At 58.2% G+C, this 26,845-nt stretch carries 27 protein-coding genes and 3 tRNA genes; 15 read left to right on the top strand and 15 right to left on the bottom strand.

Features of this window, described 5'->3' with window-relative positions:
* Nucleotides 1-4: 4 nt before the first annotated feature.
* From KGB03_RS17935 to recX, 6 genes are all read left to right on the top strand, one after another.
* Nucleotides 5-409, top strand: a complete 405-nt coding sequence (locus KGB03_RS17935) for a phage tail assembly chaperone (protein WP_223527961.1) — start codon at nucleotides 5-7, stop codon at nucleotides 407-409.
* Nucleotides 410-412: 3 nt separating this feature from the next.
* A complete protein-coding gene (locus KGB03_RS17930) occupies nucleotides 413-976 on the top strand; it encodes a glycoside hydrolase family 19 protein (RefSeq protein WP_223527958.1) in 564 nt (187 codons plus the stop codon).
* Nucleotides 958-1,494, top strand: a complete 537-nt coding sequence (locus KGB03_RS17925) for a lysis system i-spanin subunit Rz (protein WP_223527955.1) — start codon at nucleotides 958-960, stop codon at nucleotides 1,492-1,494. The genes KGB03_RS17930 and KGB03_RS17925 overlap by 19 nt, the downstream gene beginning before the upstream one ends.
* 80 nt (nucleotides 1,495-1,574) lie before the next feature.
* Nucleotides 1,575-2,075 carry a CinA family protein gene (locus KGB03_RS17920; protein WP_223527952.1) on the top strand — a complete coding sequence of 167 codons (501 nt, stop codon included), beginning with the start codon at nucleotides 1,575-1,577 and terminating at the stop codon, nucleotides 2,073-2,075.
* Nucleotides 2,076-2,158: 83 nt separating this feature from the next.
* Nucleotides 2,159-3,211, top strand: coding sequence for a recombinase RecA (recA, locus tag KGB03_RS17915; protein WP_007907270.1), 1,053 nt, complete (start codon nucleotides 2,159-2,161; stop codon nucleotides 3,209-3,211).
* An 8-nt stretch (nucleotides 3,212-3,219) separates the two neighbouring features.
* Complete coding sequence (gene recX / locus KGB03_RS17910; protein WP_046046277.1) at nucleotides 3,220-3,687, top strand: recombination regulator RecX; 468 nt, start codon at nucleotides 3,220-3,222, stop codon at nucleotides 3,685-3,687.
* A gap of 43 nt (nucleotides 3,688-3,730) precedes the next feature.
* On the opposite strand, the gene KGB03_RS17905 is transcribed toward recX, so the two are convergent.
* On the bottom strand, nucleotides 3,731-4,849 hold the full coding sequence (locus tag KGB03_RS17905) for a TIGR00730 family Rossman fold protein (RefSeq protein WP_111450984.1): 1,119 nt from the start codon (nucleotides 4,847-4,849) through the stop codon (nucleotides 3,731-3,733).
* 366 nt (nucleotides 4,850-5,215) lie between these two features.
* Between KGB03_RS17905 and KGB03_RS17900 the strand changes: the two genes are divergently transcribed.
* On the top strand, nucleotides 5,216-5,410 hold the full coding sequence (locus tag KGB03_RS17900) for a hypothetical protein (protein WP_192406438.1): 195 nt from the start codon (nucleotides 5,216-5,218) through the stop codon (nucleotides 5,408-5,410).
* On the opposite strand, the gene KGB03_RS17895 is transcribed toward KGB03_RS17900, so the two are convergent.
* Entirely contained in the window at nucleotides 5,411-5,836 is a 426-nt protein-coding gene (locus tag KGB03_RS17895; RefSeq protein WP_111450982.1) for a PA3611 family quorum-sensing-regulated virulence factor, read from the bottom strand.
* Nucleotides 5,837-6,025: 189 nt separating this feature from the next.
* On the opposite strand from KGB03_RS17895, the gene KGB03_RS17890 reads away from it, so the two are divergent.
* The 3 genes from KGB03_RS17890 to KGB03_RS17880 all read left to right on the top strand — a co-directional run bounded on the left by KGB03_RS17890 (nucleotide 6,026) and on the right by KGB03_RS17880 (nucleotide 8,084).
* Nucleotides 6,026-6,760 (top strand): tRNA-uridine aminocarboxypropyltransferase, encoded by a 735-nt coding sequence (locus KGB03_RS17890; protein ID WP_223527949.1) that lies wholly within the window; start codon nucleotides 6,026-6,028, stop codon nucleotides 6,758-6,760.
* Between the two features lie 234 nt (nucleotides 6,761-6,994).
* Nucleotides 6,995-7,642 carry a response regulator transcription factor ErdR gene (gene erdR, locus KGB03_RS17885; RefSeq protein ID WP_033053926.1) on the top strand — a complete coding sequence of 216 codons (648 nt, stop codon included), beginning with the start codon at nucleotides 6,995-6,997 and terminating at the stop codon, nucleotides 7,640-7,642.
* A 79-nt stretch (nucleotides 7,643-7,721) separates the two neighbouring features.
* On the top strand, nucleotides 7,722-8,084 hold the full coding sequence (locus tag KGB03_RS17880; protein WP_008153979.1) for a diacylglycerol kinase: 363 nt from the start codon (nucleotides 7,722-7,724) through the stop codon (nucleotides 8,082-8,084).
* Here the strand turns inward: KGB03_RS17880 and KGB03_RS17875 are convergent.
* Complete coding sequence (locus KGB03_RS17875; RefSeq protein ID WP_008153977.1) at nucleotides 8,081-9,007, bottom strand: LysR family transcriptional regulator; 927 nt, start codon at nucleotides 9,005-9,007, stop codon at nucleotides 8,081-8,083. The genes KGB03_RS17880 and KGB03_RS17875 overlap by 4 nt on opposite strands.
* 150 nt (nucleotides 9,008-9,157) lie before the next feature.
* On the opposite strand from KGB03_RS17875, the gene fpr reads away from it, so the two are divergent.
* Nucleotides 9,158-9,937, top strand: a complete 780-nt coding sequence (gene fpr / locus KGB03_RS17870; RefSeq protein ID WP_003443014.1) for a ferredoxin-NADP reductase — start codon at nucleotides 9,158-9,160, stop codon at nucleotides 9,935-9,937.
* Between the two features lie 183 nt (nucleotides 9,938-10,120).
* Here the strand turns inward: fpr and tsaA are convergent, their stop codons facing one another.
* From tsaA to rimO, 6 genes are all read right to left on the bottom strand, one after another.
* Nucleotides 10,121-10,819, bottom strand: coding sequence for a tRNA (N6-threonylcarbamoyladenosine(37)-N6)-methyltransferase TrmO (gene tsaA / locus KGB03_RS17865; RefSeq protein ID WP_218536524.1), 699 nt, complete (start codon nucleotides 10,817-10,819; stop codon nucleotides 10,121-10,123).
* Between the two features lie 184 nt (nucleotides 10,820-11,003).
* Entirely contained in the window at nucleotides 11,004-11,774 is a 771-nt protein-coding gene (locus tag KGB03_RS17860) for an SDR family oxidoreductase (RefSeq protein ID WP_218536310.1), read from the bottom strand.
* Nucleotides 11,775-11,966: 192 nt separating this feature from the next.
* Nucleotides 11,967-12,437: a DUF1456 family protein gene (locus KGB03_RS17855; RefSeq protein ID WP_008153972.1), complete on the bottom strand. Its 471-nt coding sequence runs from the start codon at nucleotides 12,435-12,437 to the stop codon at nucleotides 11,967-11,969.
* A gap of 75 nt (nucleotides 12,438-12,512) precedes the next feature.
* Nucleotides 12,513-13,223 (bottom strand): rRNA pseudouridine synthase, encoded by a 711-nt coding sequence (locus tag KGB03_RS17850; protein ID WP_218536311.1) that lies wholly within the window; start codon nucleotides 13,221-13,223, stop codon nucleotides 12,513-12,515.
* 187 nt (nucleotides 13,224-13,410) lie between these two features.
* Nucleotides 13,411-13,884 carry a GNAT family N-acetyltransferase gene (locus tag KGB03_RS17845; protein ID WP_134101705.1) on the bottom strand — a complete coding sequence of 158 codons (474 nt, stop codon included), beginning with the start codon at nucleotides 13,882-13,884 and terminating at the stop codon, nucleotides 13,411-13,413.
* A 112-nt stretch (nucleotides 13,885-13,996) separates the two neighbouring features.
* Nucleotides 13,997-15,334 (bottom strand): 30S ribosomal protein S12 methylthiotransferase RimO, encoded by a 1,338-nt coding sequence (rimO, locus tag KGB03_RS17840; RefSeq protein WP_008153968.1) that lies wholly within the window; start codon nucleotides 15,332-15,334, stop codon nucleotides 13,997-13,999.
* A gap of 288 nt (nucleotides 15,335-15,622) precedes the next feature.
* Between rimO and KGB03_RS17835 the strand changes: the two genes are divergently transcribed.
* Complete coding sequence (locus KGB03_RS17835) at nucleotides 15,623-17,524, top strand: potassium transporter Kup (RefSeq protein WP_218536312.1); 1,902 nt, start codon at nucleotides 15,623-15,625, stop codon at nucleotides 17,522-17,524.
* Between the two features lie 90 nt (nucleotides 17,525-17,614).
* Here the strand turns inward: KGB03_RS17835 and KGB03_RS17830 are convergent, their stop codons facing one another.
* On the bottom strand, nucleotides 17,615-17,929 hold the full coding sequence (locus tag KGB03_RS17830; RefSeq protein ID WP_218536313.1) for a DUF3077 domain-containing protein: 315 nt from the start codon (nucleotides 17,927-17,929) through the stop codon (nucleotides 17,615-17,617).
* Between the two features lie 484 nt (nucleotides 17,930-18,413).
* On the opposite strand from KGB03_RS17830, the gene KGB03_RS17825 reads away from it, so the two are divergent.
* Together KGB03_RS17825 and KGB03_RS17820 are read left to right on the top strand one after the other, a co-directional pair.
* A complete protein-coding gene (locus KGB03_RS17825; RefSeq protein WP_223527945.1) occupies nucleotides 18,414-19,181 on the top strand; it encodes a MarR family transcriptional regulator in 768 nt (255 codons plus the stop codon).
* A 1-nt stretch (nucleotide 19,182) separates the two neighbouring features.
* Nucleotides 19,183-19,881, top strand: a complete 699-nt coding sequence (locus KGB03_RS17820; protein ID WP_008153959.1) for a hypothetical protein — start codon at nucleotides 19,183-19,185, stop codon at nucleotides 19,879-19,881.
* Between the two features lie 789 nt (nucleotides 19,882-20,670).
* Here the strand turns inward: KGB03_RS17820 and KGB03_RS17815 are convergent.
* The 5 genes from KGB03_RS17815 to KGB03_RS17795 all read right to left on the bottom strand — a co-directional run bounded on the left by KGB03_RS17815 (nucleotide 20,671) and on the right by KGB03_RS17795 (nucleotide 25,582).
* On the bottom strand, nucleotides 20,671-21,966 hold the full coding sequence (locus tag KGB03_RS17815) for a virulence factor family protein (RefSeq protein ID WP_111450973.1): 1,296 nt from the start codon (nucleotides 21,964-21,966) through the stop codon (nucleotides 20,671-20,673).
* Nucleotides 21,966-24,608, bottom strand: coding sequence for a bifunctional lysylphosphatidylglycerol flippase/synthetase MprF (gene mprF / locus KGB03_RS17810; protein ID WP_223527942.1), 2,643 nt, complete (start codon nucleotides 24,606-24,608; stop codon nucleotides 21,966-21,968). The genes KGB03_RS17815 and mprF overlap by 1 nt, the downstream gene beginning before the upstream one ends.
* A gap of 280 nt (nucleotides 24,609-24,888) precedes the next feature.
* Nucleotides 24,889-24,965: transfer RNA gene (locus KGB03_RS17805), tRNA-Met, on the bottom strand.
* Between the two features lie 232 nt (nucleotides 24,966-25,197).
* Nucleotides 25,198-25,274: transfer RNA gene (locus KGB03_RS17800), tRNA-Met, on the bottom strand.
* A 231-nt stretch (nucleotides 25,275-25,505) separates the two neighbouring features.
* A tRNA-Met gene (locus KGB03_RS17795) sits at nucleotides 25,506-25,582 on the bottom strand.
* A gap of 300 nt (nucleotides 25,583-25,882) precedes the next feature.
* Here KGB03_RS17795 and dinB point away from each other — a divergent pair.
* A partial coding sequence (gene dinB, locus KGB03_RS17790; protein ID WP_223527939.1) for a DNA polymerase IV occupies nucleotides 25,883-26,845 on the top strand: 963 nt, incomplete at its 3' end.

Below are 26,845 nucleotides of genomic sequence, written 5' to 3'. Positions count from 1 at the left end.
CCCTATGCACTATCAACTCACTAAAGACCCGGCCACTGTCATTCGTCTGCCTGACGGAGCAACCGTGCCTCGGCATCACCGTTTCTGGGATGAATACCAGCAATGGTTGGCGAGTGGTGGTGTGCCATTGCTCGCCATGCTGGAAGACGATCCGGAGGCAGAACCTGAACCAGCCACAGTAGCCCGAGCCTGGCGGAACCAGGAACTGGCCGCCAGCCAATGGCTGGTCGACCGTGATCGCGATGAGCAAGCTGCCGGCACTCCGTTGACTTTGAGCAGCGATCAATATGATGAGCTGTTGGATTACCGGCAGGATCTGCGCGACTGGCCCTCGCTAGCCAACTTTCCAAAAGACTTCAGCAAACCCCTGGCGCCGGTCTGGTTTAAAAAAACGGCAAATGGAACATGAACCATGTCTCTTACTTCAACGCAGTTGCAACAAATTTTCCCCAACGCCCGCTCTCAAGCGGGCGTTTTCATTTCCGCCCTCAACAGCGCCATGGCCCACCGCAATATCAATTCCCTCAAACGCATCGCCGCTTTCCTCGCCCAAGTCGGCCATGAATCTGGACAATTGCAGTACGTGCGTGAAGTGGGCAATGACCAATACCTGAGCAAATATGACACTGGCACCCTTGCGGCTCGTTTGGGCAACACTCCAAAGGCGGACGGTGACGGCCAGAAGTACCGAGGCCGTGGACTGATCCAGATCACCGGGCGCAACAACTACCGTCAATGCAGCCTCGGGCTATTCGGTGATGATCGTTTACTGTTTTTGCCGGAACTACTGGAACAACCGCAATGGGCCGCCGAGTCAGCCGCGTGGTTCTGGGAGCAAAATGGCTTCAATGAACTGGCCGACCGCGACCAGTTCAACAGCATCACCCGTCGCATCAACGGCGGCCTGAACGGTTTGCAGGATCGCTTGCAACTCTGGGCACGGGCGAGGGCGGTGTTATGCCAGCCTTCGGTTTGATCCCGGTGCCTTACCGCATCATTGGCGTTGTTGTGTTTCTGGCTGTGTTGGCCGGCGGCTCGGCGGCGCTGGCCTGGCGCTTTCAGGATTGGCGTTATGGCCGGCAACTGGCGGAACAGTCCAGAGTGCACGCCGAGGCACTGAATCAACTGACGCTGGCCGCCGCAACCCGGCAACAGACCGAGCAGGACAAGCGTCTGGCCCTGGAGCAGCGTCTTTCGACCAGCGAACAAACCCATTACCGAGCGCTTAGCGATGCCCAACGTGATCAAGGTCGCCTGCGCGATCGTCTTGCCACTGCTGATGTGCGCCTGTCAGTCCTCCTCGATGCCCGTGACGCGGCCTCTGTCTGTGCAGTGCCAACCACCTCCGGAGCCAGCCGCGTGGATCATGGAATCGCGCGCGCCCGACTTGACCCTGCGCATGCTCAGCGAATTATCGCCATCACCGACGCCGGGGATCGCGGATTGATCGCCTTGCAGGCCTGTCAGGCTTATATCAGAGCCCTCGCTCGTTAACATTTTGATCGATCCTGCGCCTTGCAAGCGCGTTACGCTCGTGTACGGTAGTTCTCATTCCGCTTGCTCAGGAGATGACCGTGAAAGAAATCACCCAACTGGCCGCTGAACTTGGCAGGCGTTTGCAGGCTCTCAATGCCCACGTCACCGCCGCAGAGTCCTGCACCGGCGGCGGGATCAGCGAGGCGATCACCCGGGTTCCGGGGAGTTCGGCGTGGTTTGAGGCTGGTTACGTGACGTACTCCAACCGTCAAAAAATCTTGCAACTGAATGTGCCCGAGGCGTTGTTCAAGACGGTGGGAGCGGTCAGTCGCGAGGTCGTCGAGGCCATGGTCCGAGGCGCGCAGGAGAAAAGTCTTGCACATTTTGCCGTCGCGGTCAGCGGTGTTGCAGGGCCGGACGGCGGTACCGCGAGCAAACCGGTGGGCACCGTCTGGCTAGCCTGGGGCGTCGGGGAGGCGGTGTTCAGTGAGGTCCGGCACTTCCCCGGAAACCGCGACGAGGTCCGCCGACAAACGGTCAAGGCCGCGCTAGAGGGGCTGCTGCGCCATACCGCTGGAGAAATCTCAAATCAGGGGTAGGCGATCCTGAAACGCTGTGGAATAATACTGGCTACTTATACAGGTGTTGGCCGTCAGGCCTTATTGATTACGTGAGGACTTTAATGGACGACAACAAGAAGAAAGCCTTGGCTGCGGCCCTGGGTCAGATCGAACGTCAATTCGGCAAGGGTGCCGTAATGCGTATGGGCGATCAGGACCGTCAGGCGATCCCGGCTATCTCCACTGGCTCTCTGGGTCTGGACATCGCGCTCGGCATTGGCGGTCTGCCAAAAGGTCGTATCGTTGAAATCTACGGTCCTGAATCCTCCGGTAAAACCACGCTGACACTGTCGGTGATCGCCCAGGCTCAAAAAGCCGGCGCGACCTGTGCCTTCGTCGATGCTGAACACGCCCTTGACCCTGAATACGCCGGCAAACTGGGCGTCAACGTCGACGACCTGCTGGTTTCGCAGCCGGACACCGGCGAGCAAGCCCTGGAAATCACCGACATGCTGGTGCGTTCCAATGCGGTTGACGTGATCATCGTCGACTCCGTGGCGGCTCTGGTTCCAAAGGCTGAAATCGAAGGCGAAATGGGTGACATGCACGTGGGCCTGCAAGCCCGTCTGATGTCCCAGGCGCTGCGTAAAATCACCGGTAACATCAAGAACGCCAACTGCCTGGTTATCTTCATCAACCAGATCCGTATGAAAATCGGTGTGATGTTCGGCAGCCCGGAAACCACCACCGGTGGTAACGCGCTGAAGTTCTACGCTTCGGTTCGTCTGGACATCCGCCGTACTGGCGCGGTGAAAGAAGGTGATGAAGTCGTCGGTAGCGAAACCCGCGTCAAGGTTGTGAAGAACAAAGTGGCTTCGCCGTTCCGTCAGGCTGAGTTCCAGATTCTTTACGGCAAGGGCATCTACCTCAACGGTGAGATGATCGACCTGGGCGTGCTGCACGGTTTCGTTGAAAAGTCCGGCGCCTGGTATGCCTATGAAGGCACCAAGATCGGTCAGGGCAAGGCTAACTCGGCGAAGTTCCTGGCAGACAATCCGGAAATCGCCGCCAAGCTCGAGAAGCAACTGCGCGACAAGTTGCTGACTCCAGCGCCGGACGTTAAAGCATCGCCAGTCAAAGAGACTGCTGATGACCTGGCTGACGCTGATATCTGATTGATCCGATGACCGCCGTACTCGATACACTCGTCGCGGTGCGGCGAACCGCAATGGACCTGCTCGCGCGACGCGAGCACGGTCGAGTCGAGTTGACGCGTAAACTGCGTCAACGCGGCGCCCTCCCTGAAATGATCGACACGGCACTCGACCGCTTGACGGAAGAAGGCCTGCTGTCCGAATCCCGTTATCTCGAAAGCTTTGTTTCCTACCGTTCCCGTTCCGGTTATGGCCCTTTGCGTATTCGCGAAGAGTTGAGCCAGCGCGGCCTGCAACGTACCGACATCGAACTTGCTTTACGCGAGAGCGGTATCAACTGGCAGGAGCAACTGGAAGACACCTGGCGGCGAAAGTTTTCCGGGCATTTACCGATAGACGCCCGGGAACGTGCCAAACAAGGCAGGTTCCTGAGTTATCGGGGATATTCCATGGAAATGATCAGCCGCTTGTTCAGCGGTCGAGGGATGGACGATTGACTGAAACGGCTCGCTATTTCGATAGCGGGCCGTTTTTTTTTGCTTACGTAACCTTGGATGGTTCCCGCGAGCGCTGTTGCGCCTGGGGTTGGGATTGCGCCAGGTTTTCTGGCAGGTTGATGTAGTCCACCAGTTCCCGCAGGCGTCCATGATCACGGGCGTTGAAGGTGAAAGCGAGTCGCGCCAGGTGGCTGAACTGCGGTTCGTCGTGTTCCTCTCCGCTGTAAGCATGTTGATGGAAATGATCGCTCAGACACAGGTCGGCAAATGCCTCCTGCATGTGTTCGAGCGCCTGGTCGCTGAGCTTGTGATTCATACGGATCACGAATTGATGCTTGAGCCAGCGGCTGGAGTGGAAGTTGCTGTAGAACTGGTTGATCTGCTCCACAGCTTCTTCCACGCTGTAGACCAGACTGACGAGTTTCATATCGGTCGGCAGGATGTAGCGATTTTCCTCCAGTTGATGGTGAATGAAGTCCAATGCGCCTTGCCAGAACTTGCCGCCGGGAGCGTCCAGCAATATCACGGGCACCAGCGGGCTTTTGCCAGTCTGGATCAATGTCAATACTTCCAGCGCTTCATCCAGGGTACCGAAACCGCCAGGGCACAGGACCAGCGCATCGGCTTCCTTGACGAAGAACAGCTTGCGGGTGAAGAAGAAGTGGAAAGGCAGCAGGTTGGTGGTGCCATTCACGGTGGGATTGGCATGCTGCTCGAAGGGCAGGGTGATATTGAATCCCAAGCTGTGTGCCAGGCCAGCACCTTCGTGAGCAGCCGCCATGATGCCACCACCGGCACCGGTGATGACCATCAGGTCTGAGCGCGCCAGCGCCGCGCCTAGCTCTCGGGCCAGACCGTACAGCGGATGTTCTATCGGCGTTCGGGCAGAGCCGAAAACGGTGACTTTGCGCCGCCCCTTGAACTGTTCCAGCACACGGAAAGCATGTTCCAGTTCGCGTAGGGTTTGCAGGGTGATCTTGGCATTCCAGCGGTTGTGATCTTCCTGGGCCATGCGTAGCACGGTCAGGATCATGTCGCGGTAGATCGGGATGTTCGGACTGTTGGGTGAAACCAGGTTGAGTTGCTCTTCGACCTTGCTGATGAGGTCGTGGCCGCTTTCTTCAAAATGACGGCTCAGGAGGTCATTCGGTTGGTAAGGCATCAACTTCTCCTTCCATACAGGCTCTGTTTTTCCCTTGGATGAAGGAAACATTCGCACAACAAGACGCGCAATGGGCAGCCCCTTTCCTGCCCGGAAATGTAAACGTGAACACTATGAATCTAGACCGTCATAGCGTTTTTCGCTGACTTGATCATTGCGCTGCAAAGTCTTTCCTGGCAACCGCTTATTGTCGATTTGCAAGGTGCTTTCACCGCTCGTCTGAACGCAAGGCGAGAGTCCGACAGTCTGATTTACTAAATTACAGGCACGACACGACAACTTTGCGTCAAAGGCAGGACGCACGTTACAAGCGGTTCAAGGAATTTATCGCTCAAGTAAGGGCGAGGTGCAGGGAGGCGGGAAGGTATGGCCAGAGTTATTCTGGAGATCGATACGCAACTGTATCGATTACTGAAATCATCCGCCGAGGCTAATCATTTGAGTCTCGAAGAAGAGTGCTGCCGGCGTTTGGAGGGTGCCGACCGACGCTCGCGTTATTTGCAAGCGCTGTTGGCAGAACTGCGCGCCGAGGATGAACAGCGGCGCGCCAATTCCCGTTGATTACTTCTTCTTGGTCGGAGCCGCTTTCGGGCAGTCCGATTCCTGATAACTGGCGGAGCCGACTGAGCGGTTGGTCTTCACCTCAGTGAAGTCGTAACGCATGACCGCGCCCTTGGCCATCAGTTTGCGGAACGATGGGTTGTTGCATACAGAGGCGCCAAGCTGGAAATACACGGCTTTCGGGTCGGCACGCATCTTGTTGGCGTGGCTGCTTTGCACGCTCAAATGGTTGATCAGCGTGTTGCCTTCGACGGTGTAGCCCTGATCAAGAATGTCTTCGTTGATCGCCCGTGGAGTACCAACACTGCTTTGTATGGCGACGTTTCGCAGCTCTCTGTTGAGATTCTGCTCACTCAAGGAAGCAGCCTGAGCGCTGAAGGACGACGCCAGCAAAATGGCAGCGGTGGGAACGATAAGGCGCAGCATGAAACTCTCCTGGTTCAGTGACTGGTGGTTCGACCCGTCACATGACTGTGCGTTCAGTGGCGGCGAATTATAGGGGACGAGGCCTGGACGGTACAGGCTTGCGCCGGCTGCTCTGATAAACTGCCGCCACTTTCTGCCCTGCCGAGTGTTTTTCGTGTCGATTTTCTTCCCCTGCCGGCGTTGCCTGCGATGAACCCTGCAATCCCACGCTTTGCTGCAAACGCAGTAGCCCGCTTGCGCGATGAGCGAGAGGAAGAGGGCATCAAGCCGATTCAGGCCCGAGGCTGGAGGGCGCCGCGTTGCCGAGCCTGCCGTGTGATCGAGAGCCACTGCCTGTGCGCCTGGCGCCCGCAGGTGGAGGCCCGCTCTGGCGTGTGCCTGATCATGACCAACAAGGAAGTGTTCAAACCGAGCAACACCGGTTGGCTGATCGCCGATGTGGTGCGCGACAACCATGCGTTCATCTGGTCGCGTACGGAAGTTGATGAGCAACTGCGGGCGCTGCTGGCCGATCCGCAATGGCAGCCGTACCTGGTGTTTCCGGGTGAGTACGTCGAACCCGAGCGTGTCACAAACAGCGTTGATGCCGATAGTTCGAAGCGTCCGCTGTTCATTCTGCTGGATGCCACCTGGACAGAAGCCCGGAAGATTTTCCGCAAAAGCCCCTACTTTGATCGGCTGCCGATCCTGAGCCTGTTGCCCGAGAAGTTGTCGCGGTACAGGTTGCGTCGATCGACCCGCAGCGAGCATTTATGCACAGCCGAAGTGGCGGCGCTGTGTCTCGATCTGGCGGGTGATACCGAGGCAGCGTCGGCACTGGACGCTTATTTTGACGTGTTCAGCCAACATTACCTTGATGCCAAACATCAGCTTGAAATGGATGTTTCAACACCGGCACACGCCGAACTGATGCCTTTTGTGTAAAACGGCGCACCTGTCACGCGCTGATTGTCGCCCATACTGCAAAGAACTGTACTGGCCATGCACCTTGACCACCCCGGCTTCGCTGGGCATGCTTGGCGCCGATTAGGGCGCGGCCAAAGTTTGATACGCCGTATTCTTTACGTGGATAGCCACGTGATTGGCGTTGAACGTGCCCTGTTGGTACAGCTCCGTGGCTGTACCTCGAGTTGTTTGAAAAACAGGATCATTTGAAAAATGGCCACATACGAAATCCTGATTGCCGATGACCACCCTCTTTTTCGTAGCGCCCTGCATCAAGCGTTGACCCTGGGCCTGGGCCCGGAAGTCCGTCTGGTGGAAGTGGCAAGCATTGCCGAGCTGGAAACCCGTCTGGACGAGAAGTCCGACTGGGATCTGGTGCTGCTGGACCTGAACATGCCGGGGGCCTACGGTTTTTCAGGGCTAGTGCTGTTGCGCGGTCAGTATCCGCAGATTCCGGTGGTCATGGTATCGGCCCAGGAAGAAGCCTCGATCATGGTGAAGTCCCGTGAATTCGGCGCCAGCGGCTTCATCCCAAAATCCAGTGATCTGAGCGTCATCCAGAAAGCCGTACGCGCGGTGCTCGATGGTGATGTGTTCTGGCCGCCCCAGGCGTTTGAGGCGGTCAGCGTTTCCGCCGAAGCCAAGGCCGCCAGCGAGGGCCTTGCGAGCCTGACGCCGCAGCAGTTTCGTGTTCTGACCATGGTCTGTGAAGGCTTATTGAACAAGCAGATTGCCTACGAGCTGAGCGTTTCCGAAGCGACGATCAAGGCCCACGTGACGGCGATTTTTCGCAAGCTGAATGTGCGGACCCGGACCCAGGCGGCGTTGCTTCTGCAACAACTTGAGTCAATTTCGAACTAACCAGGCGCGACGCGTTCACGCTTTTTTGACTGTGCTTAATCTAGCTTTCCCACTTCCTTTTTGGTCAGTTGCCTACTTTATGTCACCTTTCAAAGGCCAAACCGGCCTCAAACGCATCCTCAACGCTTCCGGTTATTCGCTGGACGGTCTGCGCGCAGCCTTCACCGGCGAAGCGGCCTTTCGGCAACTGGTGCTGCTCAACGTCATATTGATCCCGCTGTCGTTCTTCCTGAACGTCAGTCGCGTCGAGCAGGCGTTGCTGATTGCAGTCTGCCTGTTGGCGTTGATTGTCGAATTGCTCAATTCGGCGGTGGAAGCGGCCATCGACCGTATTTCCCTTGAATTGCACCCATTGTCCAAGAACGCCAAGGACATGGGCAGCGCCGCTCAGCTCGTAGCCTTGAGCATGATCGCGCTGGTCTGGGCGGTCATCCTGCTCTAAGCGATGGTGGGCAGAACGATCTCGTCGCTGCGCTGAACCCCAGCGGTGAAAGCGCGGCACAGGTCGAGGAATTCACGCATCGCCGACGTCTGATATTTCTGTTTGTGCCAGATGAAATAGAACTGCCGCGCCAGGTCCAGATCTGGCGTCTCCACCGGCACCAGGCTGCCGCGACGGAATGCATCGCGCAGTGCCAGGCGAGAAATGCAGCCAATCCCCAACCCGGACTCCACCGCACGCTTGATCGCTTCGGTGTGTTCCAGTTCCAGCCGGATATTCAGCGAGCTGCGATGGTGACGCATGGCCTGGTCAAAGGTCAGTCGCGTGCCGGAGCCCTGTTCCCGCAGAATCCAGGCCTCGTGGGTCAGCTCTTCCATGGTCGCTGTGCCGCGCTTGGCCAGTGGATGCTGGGGCGCACAGAACACCACCAGCTCATCCTCGACCCAGCTCTGCACTTCGATGTCCGGATGACTGCAGTCGCCTTCGATTAGACCCAGATCAATTTCATAGTGGGCAACTTGCTGCACAATGTTGGCAGTGTTCTGTACGTGCAGCTTCACCTGGCTTTCCGGATGGCGCTGCATGAAGCTGCCGATCAGCAAGGTGGCCAGGTAGTTGCCGATGGTCAGGGTCGCGCCGACCGCCAGAGAACCGAATCCTGACTTGCCATTGAGCAAGTCTTCGATTTCTTTGGACTGGTCGAGCAGCGCCACCGCTTGCGGCAACAGCTGTTTGCCGAGGGCGTTGAGGCTCAGCCGTTTGCCGGCGCGATCGAACAGCTGACAGCTGGACTGACGCTCTAGCTCGGTGATCGAGGTGCTCGCCGCCGATTGCGAGAGGTTGAGCAGACCCGCAGCACGGGATACGCTTTCCTGCTGGGCGACGGCGACGAATACTTGAAGTTGACGGAGAGTAAATCGCATATCGATATAACCGATAACCCTTATCTTAATAATCCAGTTAACAGATATTGTCGCTGCCATTAGAATGCGATGCAATTGCGCACAGCAGCTCATTTTTTGCAGAGCAGGCGCAGAGCACGCGCAGACCAAATCTCCAGGAGTCCCACGTACATGAGCAACATGAACCACGAGCGTGTCCTCAGTGTTCATCACTGGAACGACACTCTGTTCAGCTTCAAGTGCACCCGTGATCCGGGCCTGCGCTTCGAGAACGGTCAGTTCGTGATGATCGGCCTGCAACAGCCCAACGGCCGGCCGCTCATGCGCGCTTACTCGATTGCCAGCCCGAACTGGGAAGAGCATCTCGAGTTCTTCAGCATCAAGGTGCCTGATGGCCCGCTGACTTCCCAGCTGCAGCATCTGAAGGAAGGCGACGAGATCATCATCAGCAAGAAGCCTACCGGCACGCTGGTGCTGGATGACTTGAAGCCTGGCAAACATTTGTACCTGCTCAGCACCGGTACCGGTCTGGCGCCGTTCATGAGCGTCATCCAGGACCCGGAAACCTACGAGCGTTTCGAAAAAGTGATCCTGTGCCACGGCGTACGTTACGTCAACGAAGTCGCTTACCGCGAGTTCATCACCGAGCACTTGCCGCAGAACGAGTTCTTCGGCGAGGCCCTGCGTGACAAGTTGATCTACTACCCGACCGTCACCCGCGAGCCGTTCGAGAACGAAGGTCGCCTGACCGACCTGATGCGTAGCGGCAAGCTGTTCAGCGACATCGGTCTGCCACCGATCAACCCGCAAGACGACCGCGCCATGCTGTGCGGCAGCCCGAGCATGCTCGACGAGACCAGCGAAGTGTTGAACAGCTTCGGCCTGAAAGTGTCGCCGCGGATGCGCGAGCCGGGTGATTACCTGATCGAGCGAGCGTTCGTCGAGAAGTAATAAGCCGCTGCACTGCTCTGCCTGTGGGAGTGAGCCTGCTCGCGATAGCGGACCGTCAGTCAACGTCATCGTTGAATGTTACGCCGCCATTGCGAGCAGGCTCGCTCCCACATTGGTTTGGTGGTGACCAAAAAAAGCCCGCGTTGCCTGTAAAGGCAGCGCGGGCTTTTTCGTTATTGGCGTTCAGACGTTCGCGGGAATGACTTCGAGAACGCGGATCAGGTCAGGCGTGGGGTAATGCCATCGCACATCCAGGTCCCAGAACTGCGCGCCGTATTCCCGTTCGGGTGTAGGAATCTGGTACGCCGGACGTGGGTCTTGTGCCAGACATTGCTCGATCAGCTCCACTAACGGTTCTTCGAGGCGCTGAGCATGGCCGTGAGCCTGTTGCAGCGCTGAATCCGCCCACTGCACGGGAATCAGCTGCGGCGCAGCGCTGGCGATGCGGTTGGAGGCTGTATCGATGATATCGGCGTAAGGTACGTAGGGTTTGATGTCGAGAATCGGCGTGCCGTCCAGCAGGTCAATGCCGGATATCCACAGGCGATTGGCTTCAACCTTGTCCAGCTTCACCACGGATTGGCCGATGCCATTGGGTCGATGCGTCGCGCGGGTGGCGAACACACCCATGGATTTGTTACCGCCGAGACGAGGAGGGCGCACTTTCAGTCGTGGCTTTTCTTCCAGGGCCTGGTGAAACAGGAACAGCAGCCACACGTGGCTGACCTGTTCCAGACCTTGCACCGCATCGCCCTGATCGAACGGCGCCACCAGTTCCAGCACGCCGCGAGCGGCCGGGGCCAGTTGTGGCTGGCGCGGAATGGCGAACTTCTCCTTGAAACAGGAGCGCACGAAGCCGATGGGGGAAACGCTGTAGGTCATGGTCTGGGGTCGAGGCGGGGTGAGGGTGGGCATGATACCCGATTGATCCTCGGGTCTGCGGTGACTGACAGGTCGCCTTCGCGAGCAAGCCCGCTCCCACACTGGATTGATGCTGGCCACAAATGGCGCGGCCACAGGAGATCCAGTGTGGGAGCGGGCTTGCTCGCGAAGGCCGCACCACGGATTAAAGGCTGAACCCACCATCCAAAGGAATAATATTCCCAGTCATATACGCCCCAGCCGTACTCGCCAGACTGATCGCCAGCGCCGCCATCTCTTCCTCCCGGCCCCAGCGTTTCATTGGAATCAACGCCGTGTCGTCGGCCAGCGCCTGCTCATCATTGCCGATGTGCTGAGTCATCTTGCTCGGAAAACGCCCCGGCGCGATGACGTTGACGTTGATGTGCTGGCTCACCAGCTCCCGCGCGAGAATCCGCGACAGTTGATGCAGGGCCGCTTTACTCGGCCCGTAGGCATAAGCCTGCTCGCCGAAGGACGAAATGCCCGCCACTGAACCGATATTGATAATTCGCGCAGGATTCGCTGCCGAACCGGCGTTGCGCAGCAGTGGCAAAAACTGCTGAATGCAGTTGAACACCGAGGTCACGTTCAGCTGCATGACCTTTTCCCAGCCCTTGACTGGGTAGCTCTCCAGCGGCGCGCCCCACGTGGTGCCGGCATTGTTCACCAGAATATCCAGATGAGTGATCTGTTCGCCCAGTCGCGTAGCCAGTTGAAGCACGCCTTCTTCGGTGGCCAGGTTGGCCGCCACTGCGTGGCAACGACCGAATGCGCTCAATTCATCAGCCGTTTGCTGACAGGCTTCGGCATCCCGGGCGCAGACGTACACGGTGGCGCCGGCCTCGACATAAGCCTTGGCGATCATTTTGCCGATACCACGGGTGCCGCCGGTCACCAGGGCGGTGCGGCCTTGCAGGGAAAAGTACGGGTGCATGGCGAATCCTGAGAGCTGAGGGTCAATACACCCTAGTCGTCAGCCGCCGGAAGCGGAGCCACTATTTTTGCGAGGAATGAAGCGCTATACAGCTTTGCGACGCCGTCCCTTGTAGGAGCACAGCTTGCTGGCGATGGCGATCTCGAAAACGCTATCGCGAGCAAGCTTTGCTCCTACAGAGGGTGGGACGATTTACTGCGGACGCACGCGCAGGGTCAGGCCCTTGAGGAAGTTGCGCAGCAACTGGTCGCCGCACGGGCGATAGTTGGTGTGGCCGAACTTGCGAAACAGCGCGCTCAGCTCAGGCTTGGACACCGGGAACTCGGAAGCCTTGAGGATGGCGTGCATGTCGTCTTCTTTCAGTTCGAAAGCCACACGCAGTTTCTTCAGGATGATGTTGTTGGTCACCGGTACTTCGATCGGCTGTGGTGGACGGCTTTCGTCCTTGCCACGCTTGAAAATCACCAGGCCATCGAGGAAATGCGCAATGACTTCATCCGGGCAGCGTACGAAGCCTTCCTCGTCTTCCTCTTTCTTGTCGAGGTACGTCACCAGGTCTTCCAGGGCCACGTCCATGCCGCCGAGCTTGATGATCTCGATGACTTTCTTGTCGCTGATGTCGAGCATGTAGCGCACGCTGCGCAGTACGTCGTTATGAATCATGGTGTGCAGTCCTGATATTCAGCAGTGGGCGCCGCATAAACAGCGGCGCCAAAATGTATGGCGGCGTGAAAAGTCTTAGAACTTCTCTTTGCCGGACAGGTAACGCCATTGCCCCAACGGCACTTTGCCAATGGACACGCCGCCAATGCGGATGCGGCGGATGGCGACAACCTTCAGGCCGACGGCCTGGCAGAACAGGGCGATGACGCCCGGTTGTGGGTTCTTCATCGCAAAACGCAGGCGGTTTTCGTTCTGCCAGCTGGCTTTGACCGGCGGCAGTTCCTTGCCCTTATAGGTCAGGCCGTGGTTCAGGCGGTTGAGGCCGTGAGCCACCATGTCGCCTTCAACTTCGACCACATACTCTTGCTCGATCTTGGCGGAGTCGGCCGTGAGTTTGCGCAGGATCTTCCAGTCCTGGGTGAACACCAAAAGACCGCTGGCGTTGGCCTGCAGGTCGGTGCTGGCGGTCAGGCGCAGGAAGTGGCCCTTGAGCGGACGTTTGCTGAAGCGGTGTTCTTCGCTCAAGGTCTCGGCGCTGATCGTTGCCATGGCCGTTTCCGCATCCATGCCCGCAGGTACGTTGAACAGGATGGTCACCGGATCCGGCGCAGTGGCCTTGGCTTCGGGATCAAGCTCGACTTTCTGGTTCTCGACCTTGAACTGCGGCTCGTCGATGACTTCACCGTCCACGGTGACCCAGCCGCCCTCGATGAACAGCTCAGCCTCCCGACGGGAACAGCCGACGAGTTCGATGAGGCGTTTGGAGAGACGAATCGGGTCAGTCATGACAGGGCCGTAACAAAAAAGGGGTGGGCATTGTACCTGCCTGGCGCCGGTTAATCCCGGCTCCATTTGCGCCGTGTGGCTTTTTGTGGGAGCGGGCTTGCTCGCGAAAGCGGTAGATCAGTCAATTTCTCTGCTGAATGACCCACCGCATTCGCGAGCAAGCCCGCTCCCACAGTTGTTCTGTGTGTCAGCCGTTGCGCGTACGTTGTTGTGCCTGACGCAAACGCATATGCAGCAACGGATAAGGCTGCCCCATGCCATCGACTTCCGAACGGCCGATCACCTCGAAGCCCTGTTTGAAGTAAAAGCCCAAGGCCTGCGGATTCTGCTCATTGACGTCCAGTTCATCGGCGTTCAAATGTTCCATCGCATAGCGCAGTAATTGCTTGCCCAGGCCCTGGCCGCGGTGAGCCGGGTCGATGAAGAGCATTTCGATCTTGCCCGCCGCAACCCCGGCGAACCCGGTGATGCGCTGGCGCGGGTCTTTGGTGCAGATCAGCATCACCGCATCGAGGTAGCGCGTCAGCACCAGGTTCTTCAACAATTCGATGTAGCTGTCCGGCAGAAAGTCATGGGTGGCGCGCACCGAGGCTTCCCAGACCTGAGTGAGCTCTTCGTAGTCGCTCTGTTTCGGCGTGTGGATGACCGAATGTTGGCGCATGGCCGGCTGCCCCTTTTCCTGTGAATGTCGAGAATCCTTTCCTCACAAAACGATAGACGTAAAAAAGCCCCGCATCTCGTCAAGAGAGCGGGGCTTTTCGTATTTTTTGCGTTTAGATCTGTTCAGCCCACAGGTCGTATTCGTCGGCGTCAGTCACTTTGCACCAGACTTTATCGCCTGGTTTCAGGTTGCTGCCGTTGTCGATGAACACGTTGCCGTCGATTTCCGGAGCATCGAAGAAGCAGCGGCCAACCGCGCCTTGCTCGTCGACTTCATCGACCAGCACTTCGATTTCACGGCCGACGCGCATTTGCAGGCGTGCCGAGCTGATGGCTTGCTGGTGCGCCATGAAGCGGTCCCAGCGGTCTTGCTTGACGTCGTCCGGCACGATGGCCGCGTCCAGCAGGTTGGCCGGTGCGCCTTCGACCGGCGAATACTGGAAGCAGCCGACGCGATCGAGCTGCGCTTCGGTCAGCCAGTTCAGCAGGTACTGGAAGTCTTCTTCGGTTTCGCCGGGGAAGCCGACGATGAAGGTCGAACGGATGATCAGGTCCGGGCAGATTTCGCGCCAGTTCTTGATACGCGCCAGGGTCTTGTCTTCGAAGGCCGGGCGTTTCATCGCTTTCAGGATTTTCGGGCTGGCGTGCTGGAACGGGATGTCCAGGTACGGCAGGATTTTCCCGGCGGCCATCAGCGGAATCAGCTCGTCGACGTGCGGGTACGGGTAAACGTAGTGCAGACGAACCCAGACGCCGAGGGTGCTCAAGGCTTCACAGAGTTCGGTCATGCGGGTTTTCACCGGCGCGCCGTTCCAGAAACCGGTGCGGTATTTCACGTCGACGCCGTAAGCGCTGGTGTCTTGCGAAATCACCAGCAGCTCTTTGACGCCGGCCTTGACCAGGCGCTGAGCCTCGTCCAGTACATCACCGACCGGGCGGCTGACCAGTTTGCCGCGCATCGACGGGATGATGCAGAAGCTGCAGCTGTGGTTGCAGCCTTCGGAAATCTTCAGGTAGGCGTAGTGGCGCGGGGTCAGCTTGATGCCTTGCGGCGGCACCAGGTCGATCAGTGGGTTGTGATCCTGGCGCGGCGGCACGGCGTCGTGCACGGCGTTGACCACCTGCTCGTACTGCTGCGGACCGGTCACGGCCAACACGCTTGGGTGCACCTTGCGAATGTTGCCTTCTTCGACGCCCATGCAGCCGGTCACGATGACCTTGCCGTTTTCCTTGATGGCTTCGCCGATCACTTCCAAAGATTCAGCCTTGGCCGAGTCGATGAAGCCGCAGGTGTTGACCACCACGACATCGGCGTCCTCGTAAGTGGACACAACGTCATAGCCTTCCATGCGCAGCTGGGTAAGGATGCGCTCGGAGTCGACCAGTGCTTTGGGGCAACCCAGGGATACGAAGCCAACCTTTGGATTGGCCGGCGCAGGAGTGGTGGACATGTCTAACCTCGGTATTTGTGACGCCTCCAGCCGAAGACGGCAAGGCGACAGACGGGCACTTGGCGTGCCTCTGATCAAAAAGTGCGCAATTCTAGCGATGAGAGGCGCACTTGACCAGCTTTATGCAGGGAAATACGACGAGTGCTGCGCTATGCTTCGCGCCGTTACGCTTTACCGAATTTTTACAGTCAATAAATCGTCTGTAACCTTAAGTAAAACGGTGCATGCTGCACGGCAAAGCATAGTGCTTCTTATAAGAAGTCCGGATCTGGGTAGTAGGAGTTTTGGATGGGGCAGGCAAGTAGTCAGGCGGCGGGCGCTGAGCATTCGGCGGCAAAACCGATCGGCATGCTGGTCGCGGCGGTTGGGGTGGTTTATGGCGATATCGGCACGAGCCCGCTGTACACCCTCAAAGAAGTGTTTTCCGGTGGCTATGGCGTGCCTGTCAATCATGACGGCGTGTTGGGCATCCTGGCGCTGATCTTCTGGTCGCTGATCTGGGTTGTGTCGATCAAGTACATGATGTTCGTGTTGCGCGCCGACAACCAGGGCGAAGGCGGGATCATGGCCTTGACCGCCCTCGCTCGGCGGGCGGCGGCGGGGCATCCGAAGTTGCGTAGTTTGCTGGTGGTCTGCGGGCTGATCGGCGCGGCGTTGTTCTACGGCGACAGCATGATCACGCCGGCGATCTCTGTGCTCTCGGCGATTGAGGGCCTGGGACTGGCATTCGAGGGCATTGACCATTGGGTCGTCCCGTTGTCGTTGGTCGTGCTGGTGGCGCTGTTCCTGATTCAGAGTCACGGTACCGCGCGGATCGGCATCCTGTTCGGCCCAATCATGGTCACCTGGTTCTTGGTACTGGGGGCGCTGGGCGCCTACGGCATCATGCAGCACCCGGAAGTGTTGAAAGCGTTGAACCCGGTGTGGGGCGTGCGCTTCTTCACCCAGCATCCGGGCATGGGTGTGGCGATCCTCGGCGCGGTGGTGCTGGCGTTGACCGGTGCCGAAGCGCTGTACGCCGACATGGGCCACTTCGGTCGCAAGCCGATCGCTCGCGCATGGTTCATCCTTGTGCTGCCGGCACTGGTGCTGAACTACTTCGGCCAAGGGGCGCTGCTGCTCGGTGACCCGGAAGCCGCTCGTAACCCGTTCTACCTGTTGGCACCGAGCTGGGCGCTGATTCCATTGGTGGGGTTGTCGACCCTTGCCACCGTGATCGCCTCCCAGGCGGTGATTTCCGGTGCGTTCTCTCTGACCCGTCAGGCGATCCAGCTCGGTTACATTCCGCGCATGCACATTCGCCACACCTCCAGCGCCGAACAAGGCCAGATCTACATCGGCGCGGTGAACTGGGCGCTGATGGTCGGCGTCATCCTGTTGGTGCTGGGCTTCGAGTCCTCCGGCGCGCTGGCCTCGGCCTATGGTGTGGCGGTGACTGGCACCATGCTGATGACCACCATTCTGGTGGCGGCGGTGATATTGCTGCTGTGGAAATGGCCGCCGATCCTCGCGGTTCCATTGCTGTTCGGCTTCCTGTTGGTGGACGGCCTGTACTTCGCCGCCAACGTGCCGAAAATCGTTCAGGGTGGTGCATTCCCGGTGATCGCCGGTATCGTGCTGTTTGTCCTGATGACCACCTGGAAACGCGGCAAGCAACTGCTGGTCGATCGTCTCGACGAAGGTGGATTGCCGCTGCCGATTTTCATCAGCAGCATCGCCGTGCAACCGCCGCATCGCGTTCAGGGCACCGCCGTGTTTCTGACCGCGCGCCCGGACGCTGTACCCCATGCGCTGTTGCACAACCTGCTGCATAACCAGGTGCTGCACGAGCAAGTGGTGCTGCTGACGGTGGTGTACGAAGACATCCCGCGGGTGCCGGCATCACGGCGTTTCGAGGTCGATTCCTACGGCGAAGGTTTCTTCCGGGTAATCCTGCACTTTGGCTTCGTCGACGAGCCGGATGTGCCTCAAGCGCTGAAACTGTGTCATCTCGAAGACCTGGACTTCAGTCCGATGCGCACCACTTACTTCCTCAGCCGCGAGACGGTGATCGCTTCCAAACTCGAAGGCATGGCCCGCTGGCGTGAGGGGTTGTTCGCCTTCATGTTGCAGAACGCCAACGGCAATTTGCGCTTCTTCAATCTGCCGCTGAACCGGGTAATTGAACTGGGGACGCAGGTAGAGATGTAACCCACAACAAAAAGCCCCCGTTGCCATGAAGGCAGCGGGGGCTTTTTTGTGGGCGGCGCATTTCCCTGAAGGCAATGCGCGTTCAGGCCGCTATTTTTTAGATTCAGCTTTTGTCCGGGCAGGTGGCGGTGGCGGCGTCAGTACCTTCACCACATCATCAATCACGGCCTTGCTCATTGCAGTCAGATAATGCGCGGCCCAGGCATGTCGGTCGGTGTCTCGGGCGTAGGCAGCGTCTTTAGTCAGCTCCTTGGCAAGGAACAGAAAATCAGAAGCCATGGCTAGCGCATCGCCGAGGGGAACGCCGTGACTGACATGGAACAGCGCTTTGTTGGAGCAGTAGATGAGGGGGGTGAAGCCGATGGTTTTCAGTTCGTCAGGTTCTGACGGATTTGTTTTGGTCATGGTTTTTCTCCTGGGTTCAAGGAGCTGCCATTTTCGTTACCACACGAAAGGGAGGCAGCTGTACGCAGGGTGGTAAACCGGGAACCAAGGAAACCGGCACGCCCGAGGGCGTCCCACGCACAGCCGCCATAACTCGAAATCGCAGACATAAAAATGCCTGTGTTCGGGATGAAGGCGCTGTTGCGCTGGTTTCGCCGGGTTACCACACCCGATCGCTGAATGGTCAGCGACGGCCGGAGAGTATCCCGTCGAAGAAAAGCGCAACAAGGCATCAAAGTGCCCAAACGCGAGATTCGGAGTTTGCCTACAAGGTCTGCGGGTGTCATCCGATATTGCGACACCTTGAAGTAAACAAAACTAAACGCGGCGGGGCAGGTTTCTCAGTGAAACCTGATATGTATCGGAAGGGCTTGACGGTTCGACATTTTCAATGAGACAAGTGTCCACGTTTTATGGAATGTGGACACTTGGAGTTTCTAGCTTCATGAAGAGTCAAGATGTTTTGCTTTTGTTCAAGATGGCCAGCCTGCACGCCCAGGAAGAAAACCTCTTTGGGAAGATGGAATCTGAGTCGAATTCGAACAGGGTTGAGGAATTGTTGAAGCCCCAGCAGATAAATCGAATGCCGGCAGGGGGGCGAGTGGGGGAGTCGCTAGCCACCTACCTTACTGGTGGTGAAGACGTGGTATTCCACCGCCGGGAGTTCGACTCACCCTTGGGCGAGGAGGATGGATGGGAGGGGTGGTCGGAATCCGTCCCTTCTGCGTCGCTGACGGGCTGGAGTGAAGCTTACTCGTTGCGTGCGTTGTCAGCGTCTCTTGGGCTAAGCAAAAGTGAGATTTCCAACTCCATGGCAAGATGTCGCGAGTCTGGATTGCTGACCAATGACTACGACACCGGGCTTGCGAAAGTTAATCGGCGAGAGCTGCTGAAAATCACCGAGCACGCTCTGAAATACTTTTTCCCCGTGAAGCCGGGCGCAATGGTTCGCGGTATTCCAACCGGCTTCGCCGCACCCGCGCTGTCCAAAAGCATCAAGAGCGCTGGCGGGCTGATTCCGGTTTGGCCTGATGCACTCGGAACTGAGCGTGGTCAGGCGATAGAGCCGCTCTACAAAACTGTGCCGGAAGCGGTGAAGAAGGACAGAATCCTTTATCACTATCTAGCGCTTGTTGATGCGATCCGTCTTGGCGGCCCGCGAGAGTGTGGTGTGGCGGTTGGCATTCTAAAAGCAGGGATGGGGCTGAAATAACATGTCATCAAATGCTGATCACAACTATGAGCTCATAGAGTTTGTTGCAGACGGCTTGGGGGAGGAGTTTCTCGCTGAGGTTGCCTTCGTCGGCGGTTGCACCACGGCCATGCTGGTTACTGACGCTTCAGTGCTGGACGACATTCGTTTCACCGATGATGTTGACTTGGTGATCGAACTGGCAGGTATTAGCGCCTGGCAACGCCTCACAGAAAGGCTGGCGGCCAAGAACTTCAAGATCACCGGTGAGGATGAAGTTAACTGTCGTTTCCGCTTCAACGACGTCGTCGTTGATGTGATGCCTTCTGATCCTGCAGTTCTCGGATATGCCAATCGTTGGTTCGTGGAGGGGCTGTCGAGGGCTGATAAATTTACGTTGCCCAGCGGTACGGTCATCCAGATATTTAAACCGACCTACTTTCTTGCGACGAAGCTAGAGGCCTTTAGCGGTCGCGGTGAGGGTGATCCGTACCACAAAGACGTCGAAGACATCATTATCTTGATTGATGGTCGTACAGAACTTTTGGAAGAAGTTCGCCAGGCTGAGCCTGAGCTCAAGGGCTTCATTACGACTGGAATTCGAAAGCTCACGGCGCTCAGTGGTATCGACTACGTGATTGAAAGCTCGGGCTCGGTGCAGGCGAATCCAGGTAGAGGGCGAATCATCCACATGCGCATGAAGGATCTGGGCAGCGCATGAGATACACGAGCAGGTCAGTCATCGGACGGAACAGGAAAGCCAATCATGACTGTGCTGGAGCGCTGTGCGACGGCGACAGAGGGCTGTTCGTCATCACGGACGGTACGTCGAAGCCCGGCAGTGGCCAACTGGCTGAATGTTTCGTAAGAGGTGTTTTAGCGGCCTACCCGAAACACATGGATCGGGAGGGTGATATCACTGAGCATGGAGCAGTTGAGCAAGTACTTGGTTCAGTGCTGGCCGAGCTTCACCCCACTTTGTATGCGGACCAGACAGGGACCACATGTTACCTGATCGGTTTCGCTGCTCATGGGAAGCTCACGCTTGCGTATGAGGGTGACTGTTCGTGCGGTGTAGTGACACCGGCAGGCACGATCGAGTGGATTACGCCGCCCCACTGCAAGGCCAATTGGAGGCGCGACCGTTCGCACTGCGAGCTGGCGCAAGATCCGGCTCGAAACAGGGTAACCCGATGCCTGAAGGTTAATCGTGCCCCAGACCCTGACTTTGTCTTTCACCCATTGACCGTCGGCGAGCGACTGGTATTCGTAACCGATGGCTTCTGGGCGGAGTTAACGAAGTCTCAGCAAAGCAGCTTGCTGGCTGCTCCAGATAGCGACTTTATCGCTGTTGAAGACGACGTAACGTGGATAGATGTTCAGCTTTAGCCTTGGAATCACAGAGCATCTACATGAAGTCAGGCTCGCTGGTAGCGCTTCATGTTTGTTCATGTAAAAAAGCCCCCGCAACCTTAAGGTTGCGGGGGCTTTTTCATAGGCGGGACTCAGATCACTCCTGAGCCGCCGTTTCCTTCGCTTGGCGCTTCTCAATGATGTCCACCAACCGCTGCGCCAGTTTCGGGTAGTTCTCGTCGAAGTGATGACCGCCAGGCAGTTTCATCGCCTCTCCAACCGCAGTCTTGTCGGTACAGCCGCTCTCGTCGACTTCCTCTTCACCGTAGATGCACACCACTTTCTCCGGCGGCAGCTTGGCCATTTCCGGGCCGGTGGCGGCTTCTTTGCCGGCGTTGCCGAGCCAGCCTTCGACTTCGATTTCGAAGCTGCCGGTGCGGGCGAAGGCCAGCAGGATAATTGCGTCGACGCGTTGCTGCTCCGATGGCTCCAGGCGGTTGTAGATCGCCGGCAGGACGTCGGCGCCGAACGAGTAACCGGTCAGGATGAAGCGCTTGGTGCCCCATTTCTGCCGGTAGTGCTGCATCAGTTCGGCGAGGTCCAGGGCGCTTTGCTCCGGGCTCTTGTGTTGCCAGTAGTAGCGCAGGGTGTCGATGCCGACGACCGGGTAGCCGATCTTCGCCATCTCGCCCGCTACGTCGCGGTCAAGGTCGCGCCAGCCACCGTCACCGGACAGGAACAGGGTCACGGTGTCCTTGGCTTGGCCGGCGGGCACTTCGACGACCGGGATCTGCAGGCCGCCGGCGGCTTTATCGCCGCCAACGAGGATCTTGCGCAGTTCGTTGTTCAGCACTTGCGGCAGGTTGATGTCGTAGTCGCTGATGCTGGTTTCGGCGTTGGGTTGGTCGCGCACGAAGCCGGCGCTGGTGTCGTCCGGGTTGTCGTTCCAGGCCACCAGCCAGTGCCCGTGAGCGGCGCTTTTCGGTAGCAGGTGGGTGCAGCCTGGTTTTTCCAGGGCCAGGTCCACCGAGACGGCTTGAGCCTTGTCGTTCTTCTGCTCGGACAACCAGCGCCACGCCAGCACGGCACCAGGGCCGATGCCGCTGACCAGGGTCGCCGGGCCTTTGAGTTCTCTGAGGGCCGATTGCAGGGCGCGACTTTGCAGCAGGCAGTCTTTGGGCAGGATCACCTGAACAATCTGCGCCGAACCGGTGCGGCTCAAGGTCATCAACTGTTTGTTGCTGAGCTTCTGGTCTTCATTGACCGCCACCAGCACCTGGGCGCGTGGCGTGTTGCCGGGGATGACACGGGTCATCGCGGCGCCATCGGCCGGCGTCAGCTGTTCGAGGGTCGGTTCGGGTGCCGGGCGTTTCAGGTACCAGTAGCCGCCACCGAGAATCAGGGCCAGCACTACCAGTGTGGCCAGTACGTACCGCAGGGAGCGTTGAATCATCAGCGTTTCACCAATCCAGTCAAGCCGCCCGCAATCAGGGCAGCAGTGTCGGCCAGGGCAACCAGCGGATCGAGTCCGGCGGGCACGGCCATATAACGGGGTTCCCAGTCAGGCTGGAATTTGTCTTTGAAACGGCGCAAGCCTTGAAAGTTGTAGAGCTGCTCACCACGGCGGAAAACCATCGAGCCCAGACGCTGGGTCAGGGGGGCTCCACGACGGGGTTGCAACCCCGACAACGGCACCATGCCCAGGCTAAAGCGTGCGTATCCATGATTTTTATAATGTTGAATCAGGCCGACCATCATGAACTCCATGGTCAGCTTGGGGGCATCCGGGTGCGCGCGCATCAGGTCGAGGCTGGCCAGGTCATGACCATAAGTCTCGAGCAGGTTGGCGAACGCCACTGGGCGCCCTTCGAAACGAATCACCGCGACGCGGAAATGTTTGAGGTAATCATCGCTGAAACGACCGAGGGAGAAGCCTTTCTCGCGCACGTTCTTGCCGGTCAGCCAGGCATCTGAAATTACCTTGAGTTCTTCCATCGGTGCTTGCCCTGGATCAAAGATCTCCAGCGACAGGCCATCGCGAGTGCCGCGGTTCCAGGTGTAGCGCAGGTCTTTCATCTCTTTGCCTTTGGCCTCGAGATCAAAGCGATGCAGATCGACACGGGCTTCTTCGCCGAGTTTGATCGCGGTCAGGCCGATGTCCATGTAGTACGGCAGGTTCTCGGCGCGCACTTGATAGAACACAGGGCGGGCGTGGTGGATGTCGCAGAGGTCGCGGAACTGCCAGATCATTTCCGCCCGTTGCTGGGTCGGGCCGATCGGGTCATACAAGGCCACCAGGCTGCGACCACGACGCGCGTACATCAGGAACGCCTCGTCATTGGGATGAAACAGCAACGCCTTGTCACCGGTCAGGGCGAGGCCTCCATCCGGTTGTGCGGAGGCCATCAGGATCTTTACCGCGCGGTCCAGTTCATCGGCCGTTGGCAGATGGATCACCGGGCGTGCGGTGCGCAGCAGCCAAGTCAGGGACACCACCACCAGCAGCACCGCGGCGCCGAGCAGCGAGCGCAAGCCGCGCGGGGCATCGGCGTCGAGGGTGAACTGCCACCAGAGCTGATGACTGTACGGGACGTCCTGATAGGCGAACAGCAACAGCCAGATCGACGCCCCGAGTACGCACAGGCTCGCCACCAGATACAGCGGCGAGAACGGCACCTCGGTCAGGCGGCTGGGGCGATAGAACGAGCTGCGGAAAACCCCCAGCAAGCTCGCAGTCAGCGTCAGCAAGCAGGCTTCTTCCCAATCGAAGCCCTTGAGCAGAGAGAGCAGGGCAGCGACCAGCAACAAGATGGTGGTCAGCATCCAGGCGGCGGATAGGCGGCGGCGCAGCCCTTGAGCCAACAGCAAGCAAAGCACGCCGATCAGGCTGGCACCGAAGTGCGAAGCGTCGACCAGTCGATGCGGGATCAGAAAGCCGATGTGTTCCAGGCGTGTATCGATTTCCGGGGTGGCGCCGGAGAACAGCAGCACCACGCCGGACAGAAACACCAGCACCGCCAGAATCGGCGCGGCCAGACCGGATGCAACCCTTAAGGACTGGCGCGATTGAAACAGGCGCTGCCCTTCGTTGATCAGCAGGAATACGCAGGCCACCAGCAATGGCAACACCACGTAGATCAGGCGATAGAGCAGCAGGGCGGCAGCGAGTGGCGCAGCGCCGAGGGTGTTGGAGAAGGCGGCCAGCAGAATCGCTTCGAATACCCCGACGCCGCCGGGAACGTGGCTGAGCACTCCGGCGGCCAGGGCCAGCAGGTACACCAGCAGGAATGCGCCGAAGGGCGGCGCTTCTGGCAGCAACAGATAGAGCACGGTTGCCGCGGCGGCAACGTCCAGGGCCGTGATGATCAGTTGCAGGAACGTCAGGCGTCGGCCCGGCAGGCGCAAGGTGCGGCGTCCGACCTTGACCAGCAGGTTGTCCGGGTAAGGTTGCTCTGGCAGGCGGCGGCGGTAGATGCCGATGGCCAGTACGCTGAAGAGCAGCAAAACGGCCAGGGCGATGACACCCAGCAACATCTCGGACAGGCCCAGGGCGGCAGAGGCGCCAGGCAGGTTGCTGAGGGTGGCGAGGGCTGCCAGTGGGGGCAGGGCGCAGCCGAGCGAGAGGCTGGCGAACAGCGTCATGTGAGCGACTTCAGAAGCGCCCAGGCCATGGCGTGCATATAAACGGTAACGAACCGAGCCCCCCGAGAGCATCGAAAGACCGATTGCATTGCCGATGGCGAAGGCGGTGAAGCCTCCCAGGGCCAGGATTCGTGGCGCCAGTGCCACGCCCGCGTAGCGGCTGGCCGACCATTCGTAGCCCAGCAGAATGATGAAGCCGACCACGGTCGCGCCCAGCGCACCCAACAATGCCGGTTTCGGAACGTCGAGAATCGAGTCGTGCAGAGCGTACAGATCGAGTTCGCTCAGCAGGTGGCGACAGGCAATCAGCGCGATAGCGAACAACAGCAAAGTGACGGCCAGGCCGATGGGCTGACGGTATTTGCTGATTCGATCAAGCAAGCGCACACGCTCGGCCTTGAGCGGTTGTGTCGCTGTGACGGTGTCTTGTGAATCAGACGAGTTGGCGCGCATCAATCACCTCTTGGATTGTGCGCGACAGGATGGGGGTATCCAGCCAAGTTACCAATCCCTGTAGAAAAAAATAATCACAAATATTAACGCCTCTCACCGGCTATCGGCGATGGTACGTCATCAGGCGTAGAGGGTTCTGTGTCTGTGGCTCAGCATAGTCTGGGCTCAGAGCATGGGTGAACCCGAACGGCTCGCTACACAGTGGCAGATCATTGTTGCGAAAGGACTTTTTCAACGGATACAAAAAAGGCCACTCTTTCGAGTAGCCTTTTTTGATGTTTGGTTGCGGGAGCCGGATTTGAACCGACGACCTTCGGGTTATGAGCCCGACGAGCTACCAGACTGCTCCATCCCGCGTCTGTGTGGCGGCATTCTACAGGCGAACGCTGGAGTGTCAACCGTTAATCCTGAATAGGGTCAAATAAGCGTAAATGAGCGGCGAACGGTCATGGGGGAGACTTAAGTTTCGGAATCAGAACGATTTCTAATTTTCGCGCTGTCAGCCGTTACCCGCTCGTATCCATGCTCAGATTTACAAAAGAGGCGCGCACAAAAAAGGCCACTCTTTCGAGTAGCCTTTTTCGATGTTTGGTTGCGGGAGCCGGATTTGAACCGACGACCTTCGGGTTATGAGCCCGACGAGCTACCAGACTGCTCCATCCCGCGTCTGTGTGGCGGCATTCTACAGACGAACGCCGGAGTGTCTAGCGTTAATCCTGAATAGGGTCAAATAAGCGTAAATGAGCGGTGAGCGGTCATGGGGGGAGACTTAAGTTTCGGAATCAGAACGATTTTTCAATCCTGCACCGTTAGCCGTTGCCCGCTCTTGCTATCTCGCTTTTACAAAAGAGGCGCGCACAAAAAAGGCCACTCTTTCGAGTAGCCTTTCTTGATGTTTGGTTGCGGGAGCCGGATTTGAACCGACGACCTTCGGGTTATGAGCCCGACGAGCTACCAGACTGCTCCATCCCGCGTCTGTGTGTCGGCATTCTACAGAGGATCGGCAGGCTGTCAACCTTCAATCCAGAGAAAACCTCTTCCCGTTCAATCGCTTAGCTTGAAAACAGGGCTGGGTGATTGGCTGTAAGGTCGGTGTGGCAAGGCTTTAAGCTCTATCGGGTGAAGCTTGTCGATTAAGAAAATAAATTCATCGGCACTTTTCCTACAAGTAGAAAAGAACATTCAGAGTACTGGTGCTATATACAGGTGTCAGTGAGATACTGCCGATCTGACTCGCCAGTACGCCATTTCTTCACCATGAACACTGCTTTTATATGACGCAGCGAAAAATCATCCACGTCGATTGTGACTGCTTCTACGCCGCCATCGAGATGCGTGACGACCCGCGCCTGGCCGGGAAGCCTCTGGCAGTGGGCGGTTCTGCGGATCGACGTGGAGTGATCGCCACCTGCAATTATGAGGCGCGGGCTTATGGGGTGCGCTCGGCCATGTCTTCCGGACATGCCTTGAAGCTGTGCCCGGACCTGACCATCGTCAAGCCGCGCATGGATGCCTATAGAGAAGCCTCTAAGGAAATTCATACGATCTTTCGCGATTACACCGACTTGATCGAGCCGCTTTCCCTGGATGAGGCCTACCTCGACGTGTCTGACAGCGCGCATTTCGGTGGCAGCGCCACGCGGATCGCCCAGGACATTCGCCGTCGCGTCTCTAATCAACTGCACATCACCGTTTCGGCGGGCGTTGCGCCGAACAAGTTTCTGGCCAAGATCGCCAGCGACTGGAAGAAGCCCAACGGCTTGTTCGTCATTACGCCGGATCAGGTCGAGGATTTTGTCAGTGGTTTGCCGGTGAGCAAGCTGCACGGCGTTGGCAAAGTGACCGCAGACAAATTAGGCAGGCTTGGCATCGTCGATTGCTCGCATCTGCGTGAATGGGACAAGTTGGCGCTTGTGCGCGAATTCGGCAGCTTCGGCGAGCGACTCTGGAGCCTCGCCCGTGGGATCGATGACCGATTGGTGCACAACGACAGTCGTCGGCAGTCAATCAGTGTCGAAAACACCTACGACGTGGACTTGCCGGATCTGGTGAGCTGCCTTGATAAATTACCCGAGTTACTGGAAACCCTGGCTGGCCGCATGGCGCGAATCGACAGCAGCTATCGACCGGGCAAGCCGTTCGTCAAAGTGAAATTCCATGACTTCACCCAGACCACTCTGGAGCAGGCCGGGGCAGGGCGGGATTTGGGGAGCTATCAGTTGTTGCTGACCCAGGCG

The organism is Pseudomonas sp. BF-B-26, from assembly GCF_019956495.1.
In the GTDB taxonomy this organism is placed as follows: domain Bacteria; phylum Pseudomonadota; class Gammaproteobacteria; order Pseudomonadales; family Pseudomonadaceae; genus Aquipseudomonas.
This window is presented reverse-complemented; position numbering and strand designations above follow the sequence as displayed.

Coding starts and splice junctions, on each gene's coding strand:
- recA (WP_007907270.1), top strand. CDS start 2,159: ATGGACGACAACAAGAAGAAAGCCTTGGCTGCGGCCCTGGGTCAGATC.
- fpr (WP_003443014.1), top strand. CDS start 9,158: ATGAGCAACATGAACCACGAGCGTGTCCTCAGTGTTCATCACTGGAAC.
- KGB03_RS17925 (WP_223527955.1), top strand. CDS start 958: ATGCCAGCCTTCGGTTTGATCCCGGTGCCTTACCGCATCATTGGCGTT.
- KGB03_RS17930 (WP_223527958.1), top strand. CDS start 413: ATGTCTCTTACTTCAACGCAGTTGCAACAAATTTTCCCCAACGCCCGC.
- KGB03_RS17830 (WP_218536313.1), bottom strand. CDS start 17,929: ATGACCAAAACAAATCCGTCAGAACCTGACGAACTGAAAACCATCGGC.
- rimO (WP_008153968.1), bottom strand. CDS start 15,334: ATGTCCACCACTCCTGCGCCGGCCAATCCAAAGGTTGGCTTCGTATCC.
- recX (WP_046046277.1), top strand. CDS start 3,220: ATGACCGCCGTACTCGATACACTCGTCGCGGTGCGGCGAACCGCAATG.
- KGB03_RS17880 (WP_008153979.1), top strand. CDS start 7,722: ATGTCACCTTTCAAAGGCCAAACCGGCCTCAAACGCATCCTCAACGCT.
- KGB03_RS17820 (WP_008153959.1), top strand. CDS start 19,183: ATGTCATCAAATGCTGATCACAACTATGAGCTCATAGAGTTTGTTGCA.
- KGB03_RS17900 (WP_192406438.1), top strand. CDS start 5,216: ATGGCCAGAGTTATTCTGGAGATCGATACGCAACTGTATCGATTACTG.
- KGB03_RS17895 (WP_111450982.1), bottom strand. CDS start 5,836: ATGCTGCGCCTTATCGTTCCCACCGCTGCCATTTTGCTGGCGTCGTCC.
- KGB03_RS17890 (WP_223527949.1), top strand. CDS start 6,026: ATGAACCCTGCAATCCCACGCTTTGCTGCAAACGCAGTAGCCCGCTTG.
- KGB03_RS17825 (WP_223527945.1), top strand. CDS start 18,414: ATGAAGAGTCAAGATGTTTTGCTTTTGTTCAAGATGGCCAGCCTGCAC.
- KGB03_RS17845 (WP_134101705.1), bottom strand. CDS start 13,884: ATGCGCCAACATTCGGTCATCCACACGCCGAAACAGAGCGACTACGAA.
- KGB03_RS17850 (WP_218536311.1), bottom strand. CDS start 13,223: ATGACTGACCCGATTCGTCTCTCCAAACGCCTCATCGAACTCGTCGGC.
- KGB03_RS17860 (WP_218536310.1), bottom strand. CDS start 11,774: ATGCACCCGTACTTTTCCCTGCAAGGCCGCACCGCCCTGGTGACCGGC.
- KGB03_RS17905 (WP_111450984.1), bottom strand. CDS start 4,849: ATGCCTTACCAACCGAATGACCTCCTGAGCCGTCATTTTGAAGAAAGC.
- KGB03_RS17815 (WP_111450973.1), bottom strand. CDS start 21,966: ATGATTCAACGCTCCCTGCGGTACGTACTGGCCACACTGGTAGTGCTG.
- KGB03_RS17875 (WP_008153977.1), bottom strand. CDS start 9,007: ATGCGATTTACTCTCCGTCAACTTCAAGTATTCGTCGCCGTCGCCCAG.
- KGB03_RS17935 (WP_223527961.1), top strand. CDS start 5: ATGCACTATCAACTCACTAAAGACCCGGCCACTGTCATTCGTCTGCCT.
- KGB03_RS17835 (WP_218536312.1), top strand. CDS start 15,623: ATGGGGCAGGCAAGTAGTCAGGCGGCGGGCGCTGAGCATTCGGCGGCA.
- erdR (WP_033053926.1), top strand. CDS start 6,995: ATGGCCACATACGAAATCCTGATTGCCGATGACCACCCTCTTTTTCGT.
- KGB03_RS17855 (WP_008153972.1), bottom strand. CDS start 12,437: ATGATTCATAACGACGTACTGCGCAGCGTGCGCTACATGCTCGACATC.
- tsaA (WP_218536524.1), bottom strand. CDS start 10,819: ATGACCTACAGCGTTTCCCCCATCGGCTTCGTGCGCTCCTGTTTCAAG.
- mprF (WP_223527942.1), bottom strand. CDS start 24,608: ATGCGCGCCAACTCGTCTGATTCACAAGACACCGTCACAGCGACACAA.